The 16,156-nt window shown below is 45.2% G+C and carries 17 protein-coding genes; 12 read left to right on the forward strand and 5 right to left on the reverse strand.

All coding sequences use genetic code 11. From position 1 onward, the window contains the following. The first annotated feature begins 12 nt into the window (after positions 1-12). On the forward strand, positions 13-492 hold the full coding sequence (locus ACTSEZ_RS00405) for a BsuPI-related putative proteinase inhibitor (RefSeq protein ID WP_369732188.1): 480 nt from the start codon (positions 13-15) through the stop codon (positions 490-492). A gap of 277 nt (positions 493-769) precedes the next feature. Here ACTSEZ_RS00405 and ACTSEZ_RS00410 read toward each other — a convergent pair whose 3' ends face one another. The 3 genes from ACTSEZ_RS00410 to ACTSEZ_RS00420 all read right to left on the reverse strand — a co-directional run bounded on the left by ACTSEZ_RS00410 (position 770) and on the right by ACTSEZ_RS00420 (position 2,189). Then, complete coding sequence (locus tag ACTSEZ_RS00410; protein WP_369732189.1) at positions 770-1,117, reverse strand: DUF3813 domain-containing protein; 348 nt, start codon at positions 1,115-1,117, stop codon at positions 770-772. Between the two features lie 3 nt (positions 1,118-1,120). After that, positions 1,121-1,270, reverse strand: a complete 150-nt coding sequence (locus ACTSEZ_RS00415; RefSeq protein WP_168713755.1) for a hypothetical protein — start codon at positions 1,268-1,270, stop codon at positions 1,121-1,123. Between the two features lie 106 nt (positions 1,271-1,376). After that, on the reverse strand, positions 1,377-2,189 hold the full coding sequence (locus ACTSEZ_RS00420) for a Cof-type HAD-IIB family hydrolase (RefSeq protein WP_369732190.1): 813 nt from the start codon (positions 2,187-2,189) through the stop codon (positions 1,377-1,379). Positions 2,190-2,330: 141 nt separating this feature from the next. Between ACTSEZ_RS00420 and ACTSEZ_RS00425 the strand changes: the two genes are divergently transcribed. The 9 genes from ACTSEZ_RS00425 to argF all read left to right on the forward strand — a co-directional run bounded on the left by ACTSEZ_RS00425 (position 2,331) and on the right by argF (position 13,479). Next, positions 2,331-3,116: an alpha/beta fold hydrolase gene (locus tag ACTSEZ_RS00425; RefSeq protein ID WP_369732191.1), complete on the forward strand. Its 786-nt coding sequence runs from the start codon at positions 2,331-2,333 to the stop codon at positions 3,114-3,116. A 44-nt stretch (positions 3,117-3,160) separates the two neighbouring features. After that, positions 3,161-3,469, forward strand: coding sequence for a metal-sulfur cluster assembly factor (locus ACTSEZ_RS00430; RefSeq protein ID WP_029282683.1), 309 nt, complete (start codon positions 3,161-3,163; stop codon positions 3,467-3,469). A 143-nt stretch (positions 3,470-3,612) separates the two neighbouring features. Beyond that, on the forward strand, positions 3,613-4,647 hold the full coding sequence (gene argC, locus ACTSEZ_RS00435; RefSeq protein ID WP_369732192.1) for an N-acetyl-gamma-glutamyl-phosphate reductase: 1,035 nt from the start codon (positions 3,613-3,615) through the stop codon (positions 4,645-4,647). Positions 4,648-4,659: 12 nt separating this feature from the next. Beyond that, positions 4,660-5,886, forward strand: a complete 1,227-nt coding sequence (gene argJ / locus ACTSEZ_RS00440; RefSeq protein ID WP_369732193.1) for a bifunctional ornithine acetyltransferase/N-acetylglutamate synthase — start codon at positions 4,660-4,662, stop codon at positions 5,884-5,886. A gap of 10 nt (positions 5,887-5,896) precedes the next feature. Beyond that, complete coding sequence (gene argB / locus ACTSEZ_RS00445) at positions 5,897-6,676, forward strand: acetylglutamate kinase (protein WP_369732194.1); 780 nt, start codon at positions 5,897-5,899, stop codon at positions 6,674-6,676. After that, positions 6,673-7,830, forward strand: coding sequence for an acetylornithine transaminase (gene argD / locus ACTSEZ_RS00450; RefSeq protein WP_369732195.1), 1,158 nt, complete (start codon positions 6,673-6,675; stop codon positions 7,828-7,830). The genes argB and argD overlap by 4 nt, the downstream gene beginning before the upstream one ends. A 588-nt stretch (positions 7,831-8,418) precedes the next feature. After that, on the forward strand, positions 8,419-9,459 hold the full coding sequence (locus ACTSEZ_RS00455; RefSeq protein ID WP_369732196.1) for a carbamoyl phosphate synthase small subunit: 1,041 nt from the start codon (positions 8,419-8,421) through the stop codon (positions 9,457-9,459). Then, positions 9,452-12,529 (forward strand): carbamoyl-phosphate synthase (glutamine-hydrolyzing) large subunit, encoded by a 3,078-nt coding sequence (gene carB / locus ACTSEZ_RS00460; RefSeq protein WP_369732198.1) that lies wholly within the window; start codon positions 9,452-9,454, stop codon positions 12,527-12,529. Before ACTSEZ_RS00455 ends, carB begins: the two co-directional genes overlap by 8 nt. Continuing rightward, positions 12,529-13,479: an ornithine carbamoyltransferase gene (gene argF, locus ACTSEZ_RS00465; protein ID WP_369732199.1), complete on the forward strand. Its 951-nt coding sequence runs from the start codon at positions 12,529-12,531 to the stop codon at positions 13,477-13,479. Before carB ends, argF begins: the two co-directional genes overlap by 1 nt. 270 nt (positions 13,480-13,749) lie before the next feature. On the opposite strand, the gene ACTSEZ_RS00470 is transcribed toward argF, so the two are convergent. Further along, on the reverse strand, positions 13,750-14,565 hold the full coding sequence (locus ACTSEZ_RS00470; RefSeq protein ID WP_369732201.1) for an undecaprenyl-diphosphate phosphatase: 816 nt from the start codon (positions 14,563-14,565) through the stop codon (positions 13,750-13,752). A 142-nt stretch (positions 14,566-14,707) separates the two neighbouring features. Here ACTSEZ_RS00470 and ACTSEZ_RS00475 point away from each other — a divergent pair, with 142 nt between their 5' ends. Continuing rightward, entirely contained in the window at positions 14,708-14,887 is a 180-nt protein-coding gene (locus ACTSEZ_RS00475; protein ID WP_029282665.1) for a YjzC family protein, read from the forward strand. 68 nt (positions 14,888-14,955) lie between these two features. Here the strand turns inward: ACTSEZ_RS00475 and ACTSEZ_RS00480 are convergent, their stop codons facing one another. Then, entirely contained in the window at positions 14,956-15,141 is a 186-nt protein-coding gene (locus ACTSEZ_RS00480; protein ID WP_029282663.1) for a YjzD family protein, read from the reverse strand. 201 nt (positions 15,142-15,342) lie between these two features. Here ACTSEZ_RS00480 and ACTSEZ_RS00485 point away from each other — a divergent pair, with 201 nt between their 5' ends. Next, positions 15,343-16,071 carry a hypothetical protein gene (locus ACTSEZ_RS00485; RefSeq protein WP_369732202.1) on the forward strand — a complete coding sequence of 243 codons (729 nt, stop codon included), beginning with the start codon at positions 15,343-15,345 and terminating at the stop codon, positions 16,069-16,071. The last annotated feature ends 85 nt before the right edge of the window (positions 16,072-16,156 follow it).

The following is a 16,156-nucleotide window of genomic DNA, read 5'->3' on the forward strand; positions in this document are numbered from 1 at the left end:
GAGATACGCGCAATGAAAAAACTTTTGTTCATTATGGGCTTTTTGATTCTTGCAGGCTGCGGCCAAAGTGCTGAACAGCCGGAAGAAAAAGAACAAGCGGAAGAGGTGTCGGGTGATATGGAAGAAAAAGATGTCGAGCTTTCAGTTGAAACGAAAGAAGAATCAGGTGTTGTCCAAATCACCATGACGGTTAAAAACAACTCAGATGAAGAAAAAAACTTTGAATTCTCGTCCGGACAAAAGTATGAAATCATTATTACCGATCCGAACGGGGCAGAAGTCTACAAATACTCAAAAGGCAAAATGTTTACTCAGGCGCTGCAGTATGTCACAATTCCTCCTGGCGAAAGCAAAACCTACAAGGAGACATGGGACATGAAATCAGCAGGAAGCCTGCAGGCGGGAGACTATACGGTGACCGCCCAGTTTGCCGGAAAAGCTGAAGGAGCCAAGCCTCTTCAGGAAGTCAAAACTTTTACAGTTTCAGAATAAGTTTCAGAATAAAACGGCTGCGGTTTATCCGCAGCTTTTTTCTGTTCTGTAGAAAATTATAAAAAATAAAAGGCTGTTGATAACATAACAAAGTTATCATCGGCAAGCGGAAGCGCCTAGATCCTCTGTCAGAACAAATCCGACAAAAAAGGCGGGAACCGGACTTTTCCGCCGGATTCTTATCTGACTATCGGAGCGGGCCTTGGCGCTTGCGCATTTGTTCTTGTTTCATCACTTAAAATCCCCGGAATACAGATTCCGGGGACCGACATCATACCTACATGTTCTTCAGTTCATCCTGAAGCTCGCTGAGCTGTTTTTGCTCTGCGGGTGAAGCGTTGGCAAATGCGGACATAAGTGCATTTTCGGCTTTCGCTTTAGAATCTGCGTCTACGCTTTCGCCGCCATGCTGCTCTGCCCCGCCATGCTGAGAACTGTAGCTTTGATGTTCATTGTGATTTGCGCCGTAGCTTTGGGGCCCGTTATGCTGAGCTCCTTGCTGCGAGCTGTACTGATTTTCTTCAGAACGGTGTTCATGACCATGGTCATGACCCATTTTGCCGGTTAGAACTTCTCCGGCTTTTTCGACTGCTTTGCGCGCTGCCTGAAATAGTTGGTTGCCCATAATTTAAAAGCCTCCTAAAGAGGATTTTTCTGCCATTTGAGCTTTGCGCTCTTCTGACTCAGCCATTGTTGTATGATAAGGGAAACGTTCATCATGTTTCGAAACGGAATCTTTACCTTGCTGAACAAAGCGTTTAGATTTATTACTGCTCATGCGAAATTCCCCCTAAAATGAATGGTTGACGCTGCTGATGCGTCCTCATTATTTTGTCTCATGAGGAGACGTTTTATGGATGGAAAACTTCACTAAAAAAGACGCCTTACAGAGATAGGGCGTCTTTTAAATATACGGCAATGCCGTCTTCTTCGTTTGTCTTCGTTTCGCGGTTTGCAACTTCTTTCAGTTTCGGGATGGCATTTCCCATTGCCACGCCCTGACCTGCGTATTCCAGCATTTCAAGGTCGTTGTCTTCGTCTCCAAATGCAATGATTCTCTCTGCAGGGATGGAATAAGAATCTGCAATTTTTTTCAGTCCGACAGCTTTGTTTATGCCATGCTTGATTAATTCGATGACATGCCAAGGAGCGGCCCAGCGTCTGTGGTCAACAAGCTCTGCATGAACGTCCGACAAATAGGTGCGGATGTTGTCCACTTCTTCTTCTGATGCATGAATCAGAATACTTGTCACATCATCGCCGAGATTTTTACGGAGGTCTCCCACTGTAATGTCGGATGTATTCATTGTAAATACATCGAGTAATTTTTCGTCATGATAGTGAAAATAAACATGATCGATCACTTCGGCAAGAATATTTTTCACGTTGTGTTTTTCACATACTTCAACAATCTGCTTGACTGTCTCCACATCCAGCGTAGTGTGAAAAGCTCCCCATTGATCGTCTTTCGGGTGATGGACAAATGCCCCGTTGAAATTGACAATAGGTGTATCAAGTTCGAGCTCTTCATAATACATGGAGCTTGCTCTGTATGGGCGGCCTGTTGAGATGCAGACGATATGTCCCGCTTCTCTCGCTTTTTTTAAGATTTCTTTTGAGTAGTCGGAAATCGTTTTATCATCCTTTAATAAAGTACCATCTAAATCGAGTGCAATTAAATGAGGTAGTGTCGTCATAGAAGCTCCTTTATTTTATGATTGGAGGGACGGCTTTAAAAACAAAGTCCCCTTACAGTGTATCTTTTTTCCAAGATTATTGTCTACATGTTACACTTATGTTTAGAACAGAAAAGAAGTCTTAAAAAGGAGGTATGCCTCATGATCACTGTTGAAAAAATGAACATTGCCGGTATTCCCGTCCTGCACATCGCGAGGGATGCGGATAAAAATAAAAAGACGCCGTTTGTCCTGTTTGTCCACGGGTTTACGAGCGCAAAGGAACACAACCTTCACTATGCCTACCTTCTTGCGGAAAGAGGAATTCGCGTTGCTCTCCCTGATGCTCTTCACCACGGTGAAAGAAGCGGAAAACTTCAGGGCACGGAGTTAAATATGCAATTTTGGAGCATTGTAATAAATGAGATCAAGGAACTTGATTTGATAAAGAATCATTTTGAAAAGAACGGTCTGATCGATCCTGAAAACATAGGCGTTGCCGGAACATCGATGGGCGGTATCGTCACTCTCGGGGCACTGACCCAGTACGAATGGATCAAAGCTGCAGCAAGCTTGATGGGCAGCCCTTATTATGAGCAGTTTTCCCGTCAGCAGATACAATATGTACAAAAAATGGGCATGAAGGTCCCTCTTACAGATGAAGAGCTGGAGAAGCATTTTCTCAGCCTGCAGGAATATGATCTCAGCCTACATACAGAAAAGCTTGCATCACGGCCGCTGCTTTTCTGGCATGGCAAAAAGGACAATGTGGTGCCGTTTGACCCGACGTATACATTTTTCAAGGAAATTCAATCTGCTTATGAGACAAAACCGGAGTATCTGAAATTTATTGCCGATACGAACGCCGATCATAAAGTTTCCCGAGAAGGACTGATTGCAACGGTTGACTGGTTTGCTGATTTTCTTTGCGCAAGCAAATCAGTTTAGGCCGGTTCCTTTGTCAGGTATACTGGATAAGAGGAGTGATAAAAATGGATGAAGCATTGAAAGAGAATATATATGGCGCGCTTGAGCTTGTGGTTGACCCTGAGCTTGGAGTCGACATTGTCAATCTTGGTCTTGTATATGATGTTGACCTTGATGAAAACGGCACAGCCCTTGTCACGATGACATTAACTTCAATGGGATGCCCGCTTGCAGGCACGATTATCGATCAGGTGAAAGCAGCCCTTCGCGATATCCCTGAAATCAAAGAAACAGAAGTGAACATCGTCTGGAATCCGCCATGGACAAAAGACAGAATGAGCAGAATTGCCAAAATTGCTCTGGGTGTTCAGTGAGTATTAAATCCCGGTCCTTTATGGATCGGGATTTTTTTCTTGATGAAAAATATATAAAAATACAATTGATTTTATTTTTATGCAGTATTATAATGGGTACTAAATCTCACATATGTACGATATAAATTAAAGGGTGATTCGATTTGAAGGTAGGTATAATAGGCGCTACAGGCTACGGAGGGAATGAGCTATACAGGCTTCTCTCAAAGCATCCACATGTAAATGAATGTATTTTATATACATCATCAGAAGCGGAGAAAGCATACAGGGATTCTTATCCGCATCTGACTGACATCAGCGGGGAAAGCTTGACTGCCATTAACACTGCAGGAATTGAGACCGAGGTGGATGTCCTGTTTATGGCATCCCCTCCCGGTGCAGCGGCAGAACTGCTGCCTGAGATCTGCACGGAAAAGGTAAAGGTCATTGATTTGTCTGGCGATTTAAGATTAAAAGATTCAGAGGCTTATGAAAGCTGGTATAAACGAAAGGCAGCAGATCCGGTCATCGTGGGTAAGGCGGTTTACGGGCTTTCTGAACTGAATAAAGACGCAATCAGAAAAGCGTCCGTTATCTCAAATCCCGGCTGCTTTCCAACGGCAGCAATCCTTGGCCTGGCGCCTGCGGTCAGCAGGGGATTAATCGATGAATCCTCTATTATTATTGATGCAAAAACCGGGGTTTCCGGTGCAGGACGCAAGCCAGGCGCCGGCGTTCATTATGCAGAGACAAATGAGAATTTTAAGATTTATAAAGTGAACGAACACCAGCATATTCCGGAGATTGAACAGGCTCTGTTAGAAATGAACAGCGCGTTAAAGCCTCTTACGTTTCAGACTCACCTTGTTCCCATGACAAGGGGAATTATGACGACCATTTACGCAAAGGCGAAAAGCGGCAGTTTAAAAGAGTGGCATGATCTTTATCAGGAGTATTACAAAGATTGCTATTTTGTAAGAGTGAGGCCGGTCGGGGAATTTCCTTCAACTAAGGAAGTATACGGTTCAAACTACTGTGATATCGGAATTGCTTTTGATGATAGAACAGGCAGGATTACCATTGTGTCTGTGATTGACAACTTAATGAAAGGTGCAGCAGGGCAGGCAGTGCAGAATTTCAACCTGATGAATGGATTTGATGAAGCAGCAGGTGTTGAAATGGCGCCGCTGTATCCATAAGGAGGCTTATCGATGCTAAAAGTAAAAGAGTCCGCTGGGATTCAGAAGATAGAAGAAGGTTCAGTCACATCACCGAAGGGATTTAAGGCGGACGGAGTACATACCGGCTTAAGATATGCAAAAAGAGATTTAGGTGTCCTGATCAGCGAGGTTCCGGCAAGCTGTGCAGCAGTTTATACACAGAGTCATTTTCAGGCTGCTCCATTAAAAGTGACGCAGGAAAGCACAAAGGCAGAGCAAAAACTGCAGGCGCTGATCGTAAACAGCGCGATTGCAAATGCCTGCACAGGGGAGCAGGGGCTGAAAGATGCGTATGAAATGAGATCGCTGTGCGCGGAAGCATTCTCATTGAAAGAAGAATATGTGGCGGTAGCATCAACAGGTGTTATTGGAGAATTTCTGAAAATGGACTGCATCCGCAGCGGAGTAAGTGCAGTTTCTCCTGTAAAGATTGGGGCATCCGCTTTTGAAGAAGCGATTTTGACAACAGACACTGTGACAAAGAAAACGGCCTATGAGATTGTCGTCGGCGGAAAGAAAGTAACTATTGGAGGGTGCGCAAAAGGGTCGGGGATGATCCATCCAAATATGGCCACGATGCTTGCCTTCATTACGACAGATGCAGCAGTTGAAAGCGATGTGCTCCAAGGTGCACTTAGCGAGCTGACGGATGTTTCGTTTAACCAGATTACAGTGGACGGGGAGACATCGACTAATGATATGGTGCTTGTCATGGCAAACGGCCTTGCAGGCAATGATATGCTCACTCCGCAACATGAAGATTGGGATGCTTTTAAACTGGGGCTGAAAATGGTATGCGAAGATCTCGCAAAAAGCATCGCAAAAGATGGTGAAGGAGCAACAAAGCTGATTGAAGTGACAGTTGAGGGCGCTGCTTCAAATGAGGAAGCGAGAATAACGGCCAAAAAAGTCGTCGGATCAAACCTCGTGAAAACAGCTGTTTATGGCTCTGATGCCAACTGGGGCAGAATCATCGGGGCAATCGGGCACAGTGATGCAAAAGTAAATCCGGATGGGATCGGCATCTTTTTAGAAGGCCAGTGTCTTTTTCATAATGGCCAGCCGCAGTCATTTTCAGAGGAACTGGCAAAAAAAGCGCTTGAGCAAGAAACGGTTGCCATTCATATTGATCTCCGGGTTGGAAAAGGTGAAGGAAAAGCATGGGGCTGCGACCTGACATACGATTATGTCAAAATCAACGCAAGCTACAGAACGTAAGGAGCGGATTATGGACAGAACAGTGGTGCTGAAATGCGGAGGAAGTACAGTGGATGAGCTGTCAGGTGATTTTTTTGAAAGCCTGCACGAGCTGATCAGTCATGGACACCGGGTTGTCATTGTTCATGGAGGAGGGCCTGCCATCAATGCGGCCTTAAAATCAATGAATGTGCAGACGGAGTTTATCGGCGGCCAGCGGAAGACGACAAAGCAGGTTCTTCATGTAGCGGAAATGGTGCTTGCTGGACAAATCAACAAACAGCTGGTAAGAGCCCTTCAGCAGCACGGATTTAAAGCAGCGGGCATTGCCGGCTGCGACGGAGGGACCCTGACAGGAGAGCATCTGAATGAACAGGAGCTTGGGCACGTAGGCAAGATTACAGCAGTCGATGACCATCTTATTAAAACACTGCTGAAAGGCGGCTATATCCCAGTCATCGCACCGCTCGCCAAAACGATAGATCACTGTACCCTGAATGTGAATGCGGACACGGCTGCTGCAGCTGTAGCAAGCGCGCTTGAGGCAAACCAGCTGCTGTTTGTGACAGATGTAGAGGGCATTATGAAGGAACAAATTGTCATCCGGCATACAACTCCCGATGAAATAGCAGAAATGATTGGCTCTGGCATTATCAGCGGCGGAATGATTCCCAAGGTCCAGGCTGCCATGAAATCTCTCTCCCAAACGCTGAAAGAAGTGATGATTGTCAGCGGAAAGAGGAAGTTTGCATCTGAAGCATCCATCTTTGGAACAAAAATAACTGCCGGCAAGGAGGCTGCATTAAAATGAGTCATTTATTCCCTACATACACCAGGTATGATCTTGAAATAAAAGAAGCAAAAGGCGCGGTTGCAGCTGATCAGAATGGAAAAGAATACTTGGACTTTATATCCGGCATTGCCGTGTGCAATTTAGGCCATTGCGATAAGGATGTAAAAGAAGCTGTAAAAAAGCAGCTTGATAAAGTATGGCACGTTTCCAATCTCTTTCAAAGCTCTATCCAGGAGGAAACAGCCCGGCTGCTTACTGAAAACAGTTCAGGAGATGCCGTCTTCTTCTGCAACAGCGGGGCAGAAGCGAATGAAGCGGCGATCAAGCTTGCAAGAAAGCATACGGGCAAGTCGAAAATCCTGACATTCAGACAGTCCTTCCACGGCAGAACATTCGCGACGATGTCTGCAACCGGCCAGTCGAAGATTCATGACGGATTCGGGCCGCTGCTGCCGTCGTTTGAATATCTTCCGTATAACGATTCTGAGGAATTGGACCAAATTGCAGGAGATGACTATGCAGCCATTATGCTTGAAGTGATTCAGGGGGAAGGCGGAGTCGTTCCCGCAGAGCAGAAATTCATGGATGCAGTAAAAAAAGCGTGCACAAGACTTGGAGCACTGCTGATTATTGATGAAGTGCAAACAGGCATCGGCCGGACAGGCAAACCGTTCGCCTATAAGCATTATGGGGCAGACCCTGATATCATTACAGCTGCTAAAGGACTTGGAAATGGTTTTCCTGTGGGAGCCATGATCGGGAAAAAAGAGCTGATTTCATCCTTTCAGCCTGGCTCCCACGGAACCACATTCGGAGGCAATCCGCTTGCGATGGCAGCAGCCAAAGCAACTCTTGAAAAAATCTTTGATCCTGACTTTCTCGAAGAGGTGAACAGGAAAGCGGAAATTATGACAGACCTTCTGAAAGATGCCCTATCCGGTGCAGAAGAAGTGGAAGAAATCAGAGGAATAGGCTTCATGATCGGCATTCAGCTGAAACAGGAGGCAGCTCCGCTCATTACAGAACTCCGGTCTAACGGGCTGCTTGCACTCCCGGCAGGCCCTAAGGTGATCAGGCTGCTTCCGCCGCTTACCGTAACAGATGAAGAAATGACTGCAGCTGCAGATATTATTGGAAAAACGTTGAGGAAAACGGCTGGGATCGTGAGGTAGAACTTTGTTCTGGCGGATGGGTGCCATCAGTCAGCGAAAATTCCGGATTGAGGGCACTGAATAGGGAGAAAAGAGCCATCAACAGTTGGAGAATTCTGTTTGATGGCACTGAACAGCGAGAATAGAACCACCAACGAACAGAAAATCAGTATTGATGTAACTGAACATCGAGAAAAGGACCATCAACGAACAGGAAATCAGTTTTGATGGAACTGAACATCGAGAAAAGGACCATCAACGAACAGGAAATCAGTTTTGATGGCACTGAACATCGAGAAAAGGACCATCAACAAACAGAAAATCAGATTTGATGGTACTAAACAGCAAGAATAGAACCACCAACAAACAGAAAATCAGATTTGATGGCACCAACCTTCGAGAATAGAACCATCAAAGAACAAAAAACCAGTATTGATGGCATTGAACATCAAGAATAGAACCACCAACGAACAAAAAACCAGTATTGATGGCACTTAACATCAAGACCCGGATTAATGGCACCAAACATTACAACACTAAATTTTTTTACACACCAATGTATAAATATACTTTAGTTTAAATAAAAATTCATTTTGAGGTGAACGGAACATGAGCGGTTACCTGCTTCTTGAGAACGGCACAAGCTATAAAGGAAATTTAACCGGCGCGCACGTCGGGGGCGAGATCGTTTTTTATACCGGCATGACCGGTTATCAGGAGGTTCTGACTGACCCGTCCTACCAAAATCAGATTATCGTCTTTACGTATCCTCTAATCGGAAATTACGGAATTAATGCTTCAGACTTTGAAAGTGAAAGACCTCAGATTAAAGGCGCTGTCTTCTATGAATGCTGCGAGCATTTTTCCCACTACGAGGCAGCTTACAGCGTAAAGGAGTACTTGAGCAAATGGAATGTTCCGTTTATCAGCCATGTGGATACAAGGTCTGTCGTTAAACAGATCAGAAAGCACGGAACGATGAAAGCAGAGCTTTCAGCCGTAAAAAAAGATCTTTCTATATTTCCTGAAAAACAGCTGCCGAGCATTAATGAAACTATGACAACGGCAGGCGAGGGGGATGTCCATGTTGCCCTCATTGATTTCGGATTTAAAAAATCCATCCAGGGTTCCTTTTTAAAGAGGGGCTGCAAAGTGACGGTGATTCCTTATACAAGATTACATGAGCTTAGCTCAGTAAAGCCGGATGCCGTTGTTTTTTCAAATGGACCAGGAGATCCGAAGAGCCTTGCGATGTATTTGCCGGCTATCAAGAAAGCGACGGAAGACTACCCGTCACTCGGTATTTGCCTTGGCCATCAGCTGATAGCTCTTGCATACGGCGGAGATACGAAGAAGCTGCGGTTTGGACACCGGGGAGCGAACCACCCGGTTGCTGATCAGGTGAAGGGAAAAGTGTTCATGACTTCTCAGAATCACAGCTATGTCGTCACGTCCCATCAAGCTGCGTTTAAGGTCCGGTTTCTGAATGTGAATGATCAATCAGTGGAAGGCATGCTTCATAAGTCGCTTCCGATTCTGTCCGTTCAGTTTCATCCGGAGGCACATCCGGGACCGGCAGAGAGCGAATACTTGTTTGACGAGTTTTTGGAAATGGTGAAAAAGACAAGGAGAGAAACGGTATATGCCTAAACGACATGATCTAAAAAGCATCTTGGTAATTGGTTCAGGACCTATCATCATCGGTCAGGCAGCAGAATTTGACTATTCAGGAACGCAGGGATGCATCGCGTTAAAAGAAGAAGGCTACAAAGTCATCCTTGTGAATAACAATCCTGCTACGATCATGACGGATCATGAGTACGCTGATGAGATTTATTTTGAACCTCTGACGGTGAAAAGTCTCACAAAAATTATTGAAAAAGAACGGCCGGACGGCCTGCTTGCATCGCTCGGAGGACAAACAGGATTAAATCTTGCTGTAAAACTGCATGAAGCAGGCATTCTCCAAAAATATCAGGTGGAAGTGCTTGGAACAAGCGTCGATTCGATTCAAAAAGGGGAAGACCGGGAGAAATTCAGAAAGCTCATGTATGAATTAAATCAGCCCGTGCCGGCGAGTGAAATCGTGACAGACGCAGTGGAAGCACTCGCTTTTGCAGAAAGTATCGGCTACCCGATTATCGTCCGGCCAGCTTATACACTTGGAGGCAAGGGAGGCGGAATTGCGGAGGATGAGAAAAAGCTGGTGCAGCTGATGAAAAGCGGGCTGAATGCGAGTCCCATTCATCAGTGCCTCGTTGAAAAGAGCATTGCAGGATTTAAGGAAATTGAATATGAGGTGATGAGAGACCGCGCCAATACGTGCATAACGGTGTGCAACATGGAAAACATCGACCCGGTCGGCATTCATACCGGTGATTCTATGGTCGTTGCCCCGTCTCAGACATTGACAGATCATGAGTACCAAATGCTCCGCTCCGCATCACTCACAATTATTTCAGCGCTTGAAGTAATCGGGGGATGCAACATTCAATTTGCGCTTGATCCTGTAAGCAAACAATACTATGTCATCGAAGTCAATCCGCGTGTAAGCCGTTCCTCCGCTCTTGCATCAAAAGCAACCGGCTATCCGATTGCCAAATTTGCTGCAAAGCTAGCTTGCGGCTATACGCTGGATGAACTGAAGAACCCGCTGACACAATCCACGTTTGCGAGCTTTGAGCCTGCACTTGACTACGCAGTGGTTAAATTTCCGAGATGGCCGTTTGATAAGTTCAAAGATGCAGACCGTGTTCTGGGCACAAAGATGAAGGCAACAGGCGAAGTAATGTCAATTGAACGGAATCTGGAGGCAGCCATTCAAAAAGCAGCAGCTTCCCTTGAGCTCGGAAACATCGGAATCTGGCATGAGGATACGGCAGGTCTTTCGGATGTGGAGCTTCTGACCTTGCTGAAATATGCGACTGACCAGCGCTTTTTTGCGATTATGGAGCTCTTAAGAAGAAGCGAAACCATCGATGTTATCCATGAAGAAACCGGCATTGATTATTATTTTCTGAACATCTTTGCTTCCCTTATCGAGCTTGAACGGCAGCTGAAGTCTTCTTCCCTTCATACGATGACACGCGAGTTTTTCACCCTCATCAAGGAAAAAGGCTGTTCAGACTCTTTTATCGCCCATTGCCTGAATGTCAAAGAAAAGGAAGTCTCAAAAGCGAGAAAATCACTCGGCATTACCGCTAAATATAAGCTCGTAGATACATGTGCAGGTGAATTTGAAGCGAGAACGAACTATTATTACTCTGCGTACTTTGGAGAGTGCGAGCTTGAAAAAGAAGCTTCTCCTCAAAAGAAAAAGGCGCTTGTACTTGGTTCCGGCCCCATCCGGATCGGGCAGGGGGTTGAGTTCGATTACAGTGCTGTTCAGGGAATTAAAGCCCTGCAAAAACTTGGATATGAAGCCATTATGATCAACAACAACCCGGAAACCGTCAGCACGGATTTTGAAACCGCAGACCGTCTTTATTTTGAACCCCTGACAGTAGAGCACGTTATGAATGTGATTGAGGCAGAGGGCATTGATGTCACAATTGTTCAGTTTGGCGGCCAAACGGCAATCAATCTGGCTGCCGCACTTGAAGCAGAAGGAGCGGTCCTTCTTGGGACAGATTCAGAAACCCTTGATATCCTCGAAGAACGGGCACGGTTTTATCACCTGCTTGACGAGCTTGAGATCCCCCATCTTCCTGGAGCAACAGCCCATCACGAGGAAGAGGCGCTCGCGGAAGCTGAGAAGATCGGCTATCCGGTTCTGATCAGACCGTCTTATGTGATTGGCGGTAAAGGAATGCTCGTTCTTGAAACAAAAGATCAGCTTCAAAAGCAGCTGGAAACAGCAGGAAAGCATGCGTTCCCTGTGCTGATTGACCGTTTTGTCATTGGAAAAGAAGCAGAGCTTGATTTAGTGGCTGATGGAACAGGCATTTTCGTTCCGGCTGTGATGGAACATATTGAGCCTGCAGGAGTCCACTCAGGTGACAGCATGGCGATTATTCCTTCCCGGTCAATTAGTGCAGAACTTAAAGCAGAAATGCATGAAGCAGCTCTGAAAATCGTGCAGAAGCTTCAATATAAAGGCATGATGAATATTCAATTTTTAATTAAAGATGATGAGCTCTTTGTACTTGAAGTCAATCCGCGGGCAAGCCGGACTGCGCCTGTTGTCAGTAAAGTGATGGACGTTCCGATGATCCGTCTTGCCGCAGAAGCGCTTGACGGAAAGATGCTCACTCATCAATCAATAGAAGAAAAAGAGTATATTGCTGTAAAATATCCGGTTTTCTCAAGCCATGCCCTTCAGAATGTCGATTTGCTGCTTGGACCTGAAATGCGGTCAACTGGAGAAGGCATGTGCCTGGCACCAACAATTGAAGAAGCACTCGGCAAAGTATTTGATGAAGAAGGCGGTAAGGAAACAAGTGTGTTTTTGGATACGCTCGATCAGCAGCTTCTCACTCAGATTGAAAACGCCGGAATGTCAGCTGTCACAGATAATTTTGATGAATGGCTAGAAACTTCCCGCAATGGTTTGCTTGTGAGTCTTACGAAGGAAAAAGCAGCGGCTATTAGGCTGAAAGCATTGGATAAAGGAATAAAAGTGTTTTCAAATCGGGAAACATTTGCAGCGTATCTGCAGGCGGCAACAGATTACAAGGTGTACTCAATAAAAGAATTAACACGAACAGGAGTGAATGCGTGATGAGTTCAGTGAAACTAGCCCGGGCAAAGTCCTCTTTCTTTGGGAAAGACTGTCTTACCTTGCTTGATTATACAACCGAGGAAATTCTTCATCTCATTCATGAGGGCATGGAGATGAAAAAAAATCCGGTTCAGTCGGTGCTCTCAGGCAAAATCCTTGCGATGATTTTCGAAAAATCATCAACCCGCACCCGTGTCTCATTTGAAGCAGGCATGCAGCAGCTTGGAGGAAATGCTCTGTTTTTAAGCAGCCATGATCTGCAGCTTGGACGCGGCGAGAGCATTGCGGATACGGCTAAGGTTTTATCAGGTTATGTCGATGCTATTATGATCCGGACATTTGAGCATGAAAAAGTCGAGGAGCTTGCCCGCCACGCATCGATTCCTGTCATTAACGGACTGACCGATACGTATCATCCGTGCCAGGCGCTCGCTGACTTAATGACCATCCTTCAGCTGAAAAAGACATTTAAAGGTACAAAAGTTGCCTACATAGGTGATGGAAACAATGTTGCGCATTCCCTGCTTATCGCATGTGCAAAGGTCGGGATGGATGCAGTCATCGCTCATCCGGAAGGGTATGGGCCGGATCCTGAAGTCATGAAAAAAGTTCAGCAGGTCTGCAAACAAACCGGGGCAGCTGTAACAGCTGTCACGAATCCTGAAGAAGCGGTGCAGGGTGCCGATATCGTCTATTCGGATGTCTGGACGAGTATGGGGCAGGAAGAAGAAAATGAAGTCCGTCTTGCCGCATTTGAGGGATACCAAATCAACAGCAAGCTCATGGCAGGCGCCAAGGCGGACAGCAGCTTCCTTCACTGCCTGCCGGCCCACCGCGGCGAAGAAGTGACAGCCGAAGTCATTGACGGCAGCCAGTCAGCAGTTTTCCAGCAGGCTGAAAACCGGCTGCATGTGCAAAAAGCATTGCTGAAGGAGATTCTTGCTGGATAAAAGGGTTTAAATGTGAGCTCAGTCTGTCCGTTTAAGGGCTGACTGAGCTATTTTTGTGTCGATCATTTTGCAAATACCTTTTAAACGCAGCTAAATTCCTGTTTACAGCCAACAATCCAATACTTACAACCAACTTCTCAATAGTTACGGTCAACAATTACAAATTAACAACCAACAATCGTGTATTCACTGCCAACTTCACCGCGAAAACCCTACATATTACTGCAGAAAAAAAACCCCCCCGAATAAAAGCTCATTCAGGGGTGTTTGTTAAGAAAAAAGAGTCAAAATCAAAATAACCGGTCCGACAATAAAGCAGTAATAAGCAAAGTATTTCAGATTTCCTTTTTCCATAATGCCCATAAACCACTTCAGTGAAAAATAGGACATGATGAGCGATCCTGCAAATCCTGCTGCATATGGCATAATAAGCTCATTAAAATGTTCATCTGCCAATAGATCGCTGATGCCGAGGATCATGCCGCCTGCACTGACAGGTATAAAAAGAAGGAATGAAAATCTAAGCGCTGTTTCCTGTTTAGTCCCGAGAGCCATGGCTGCCACGATGGTAGCTCCGGAACGGCTGATTCCCGGTATAAGGGCAACAGCCTGTGCAAAACCGATTATGACAGCATCCTTTACGGTCAAATCACCGTCCCTTTTATTGCCGCGCAGATTTCGGATTAAATAAAGGGCAATACCCGTTACAATCAGGGATCCTGCAGCAAGCCTGACATCCTTGCTTGAAAGGACATCTTTGAATAAAATTCCAAGAACAGCGGCAGGGATTGTAGCGATGATCAGATAAAGAATAAATTGAAAATCCTTTTTATTCTCCGGGTTTCTGTTTACTGCGTAACTGGCGCCATTTACAGACAGCCTGATAAGGTCTTCCCTGTAAATAAGCAAAACAGCAAGCAGCGAGGCAGCGTTAACAAGGAGTTCAAAGCTCAGTCCTTCAATTTTCACGCCAAGAAAGTGCTGGGCAAACACCAGATGTCCGCTGGAGGAGACAGGGATTGGCTCTGTAAAACCCTGAAACAGCCCAAGCAGTAAATATTTCAGTATCAAATATAAGTCTTCCATAAAGATATAATCCTCCGTTTCCCTTCTTATTTAACTACAGGTAAAAGAAGAGTGCAAAGACAAACTTAGCCCGGATTTTACATGGATTACCCCCGTTTAAACCATACTACAGGTGTATGAAACCTTTAAGGAGGGAATCAATTTGGGGCAGCAGCACCGCTTTAAATCAGGCCAAAAAGCACCTAATAACGGTGTGTATGTAGAAATTGGGGAGACTGGATCAATGGTCAAAAATCCCCGTAAAATAAAGCTTCAGGCAGGAGACCATTTTCCGGAAACGTCAAATGACGACCGTGAATGGACTTACCAGCGCAAACCTTGACTCCGGTCATACAAAAAAACCCTACTGTTTTCAGTAGGGTTTTTTGCATGCAGAGTCGAAGTCAGGTATTAATGATGTCCTTCTGCCGATTTGTCAGGAACAATTTCACCCAAGATCAGGATGACAACGGTTACAGCTACAGCGAGGATAGAGGCTGTAACAAAGTTATAGGCGACACCTGTCATGGAAGCAACAACGTATGCCATCATTTGCATTAATAAAAACGTCCAGAAAAAAGTCCAAAAATAGCGCAATCTGTTCACCTCATTCTTCAAACAATTCTATGTCCATATTATCATACATAGATTGAGGAATAAAAGCTTTATTTCTGCTGAACGTGACCATTTGATGAACGTTAATGGATGTCCGGACTGGGTATATATCCATTCGTTTTATGGCAAGTCAACATACGTTGTATAGAAGTTCAAAGTACGACTGAAAGGAGGTGGGCAAAGATGGGCATTACAAAACGGTTTTTTCAGCTTGATTCCGAATGGAGCATTATTCATTATCCGTATCAGCCGAATGGCTTCGGGGTCTATATCTTTGGGGACAAAACTCATTTCGTCGATTCGCAAACAAGCTTCTGGCTTCAGCATTATGGAAGAAATCAGCTGCTTGGCGTACTTCTGGAAGCAGGCTATACGGTCTTTACGTCCAATTTGTACGGGGCAAATTGGGGAAGTCCGAAAGCACAGCAGCTCGCAATGAGGATTTATCATATCGTCATGAAAAAAGAAATCTTAAATGAGCGTGTACACATTCTTTGCGAGGGAATGGGCGCGCTTGTTGCAAAAGAACTTATGAAATCAAGCGATAAAATCAGATCTGCTGCCATGTTTAATCCCTGCCTGAATCTAAGCGCCCACCTTGAAAAAGAGAGAGAAAACAAATTTTTCTACAAACGGCTTTCCCGTGAAATAGCCCTTGCGTATGACAAGGATCCAAAAGAGGCAGGGAGCATGACATTTGATGAAAGCTTTGATACAGCAGACATACCGGTTCATATTTGGCAGCGGATGAACAGCATCACCTACCCTTATCAGGACCACAGCAAAATGTATGAGGAGCACAGAAGCAAGCATGGAAATCCGATCGATCTCACGTTCCATCTTGCCGACAATCAATACAGATTGCATCATTCGGTCGTGAAGTTTTTTAAAGAAAATGAAAAAAATTTGTAGCCGGAATCGTTCCTGCATCAGGAACGATTCTTTTGCGCTGTTTTTAAGCATACGATTACTATAACGCTCTTATAAGGAGGATTCG

The organism is Metabacillus mesotrionivorans (assembly GCF_052171315.1).
In the GTDB taxonomy this organism is placed as follows: domain Bacteria; phylum Bacillota; class Bacilli; order Bacillales; family Bacillaceae; genus Bacillus_P.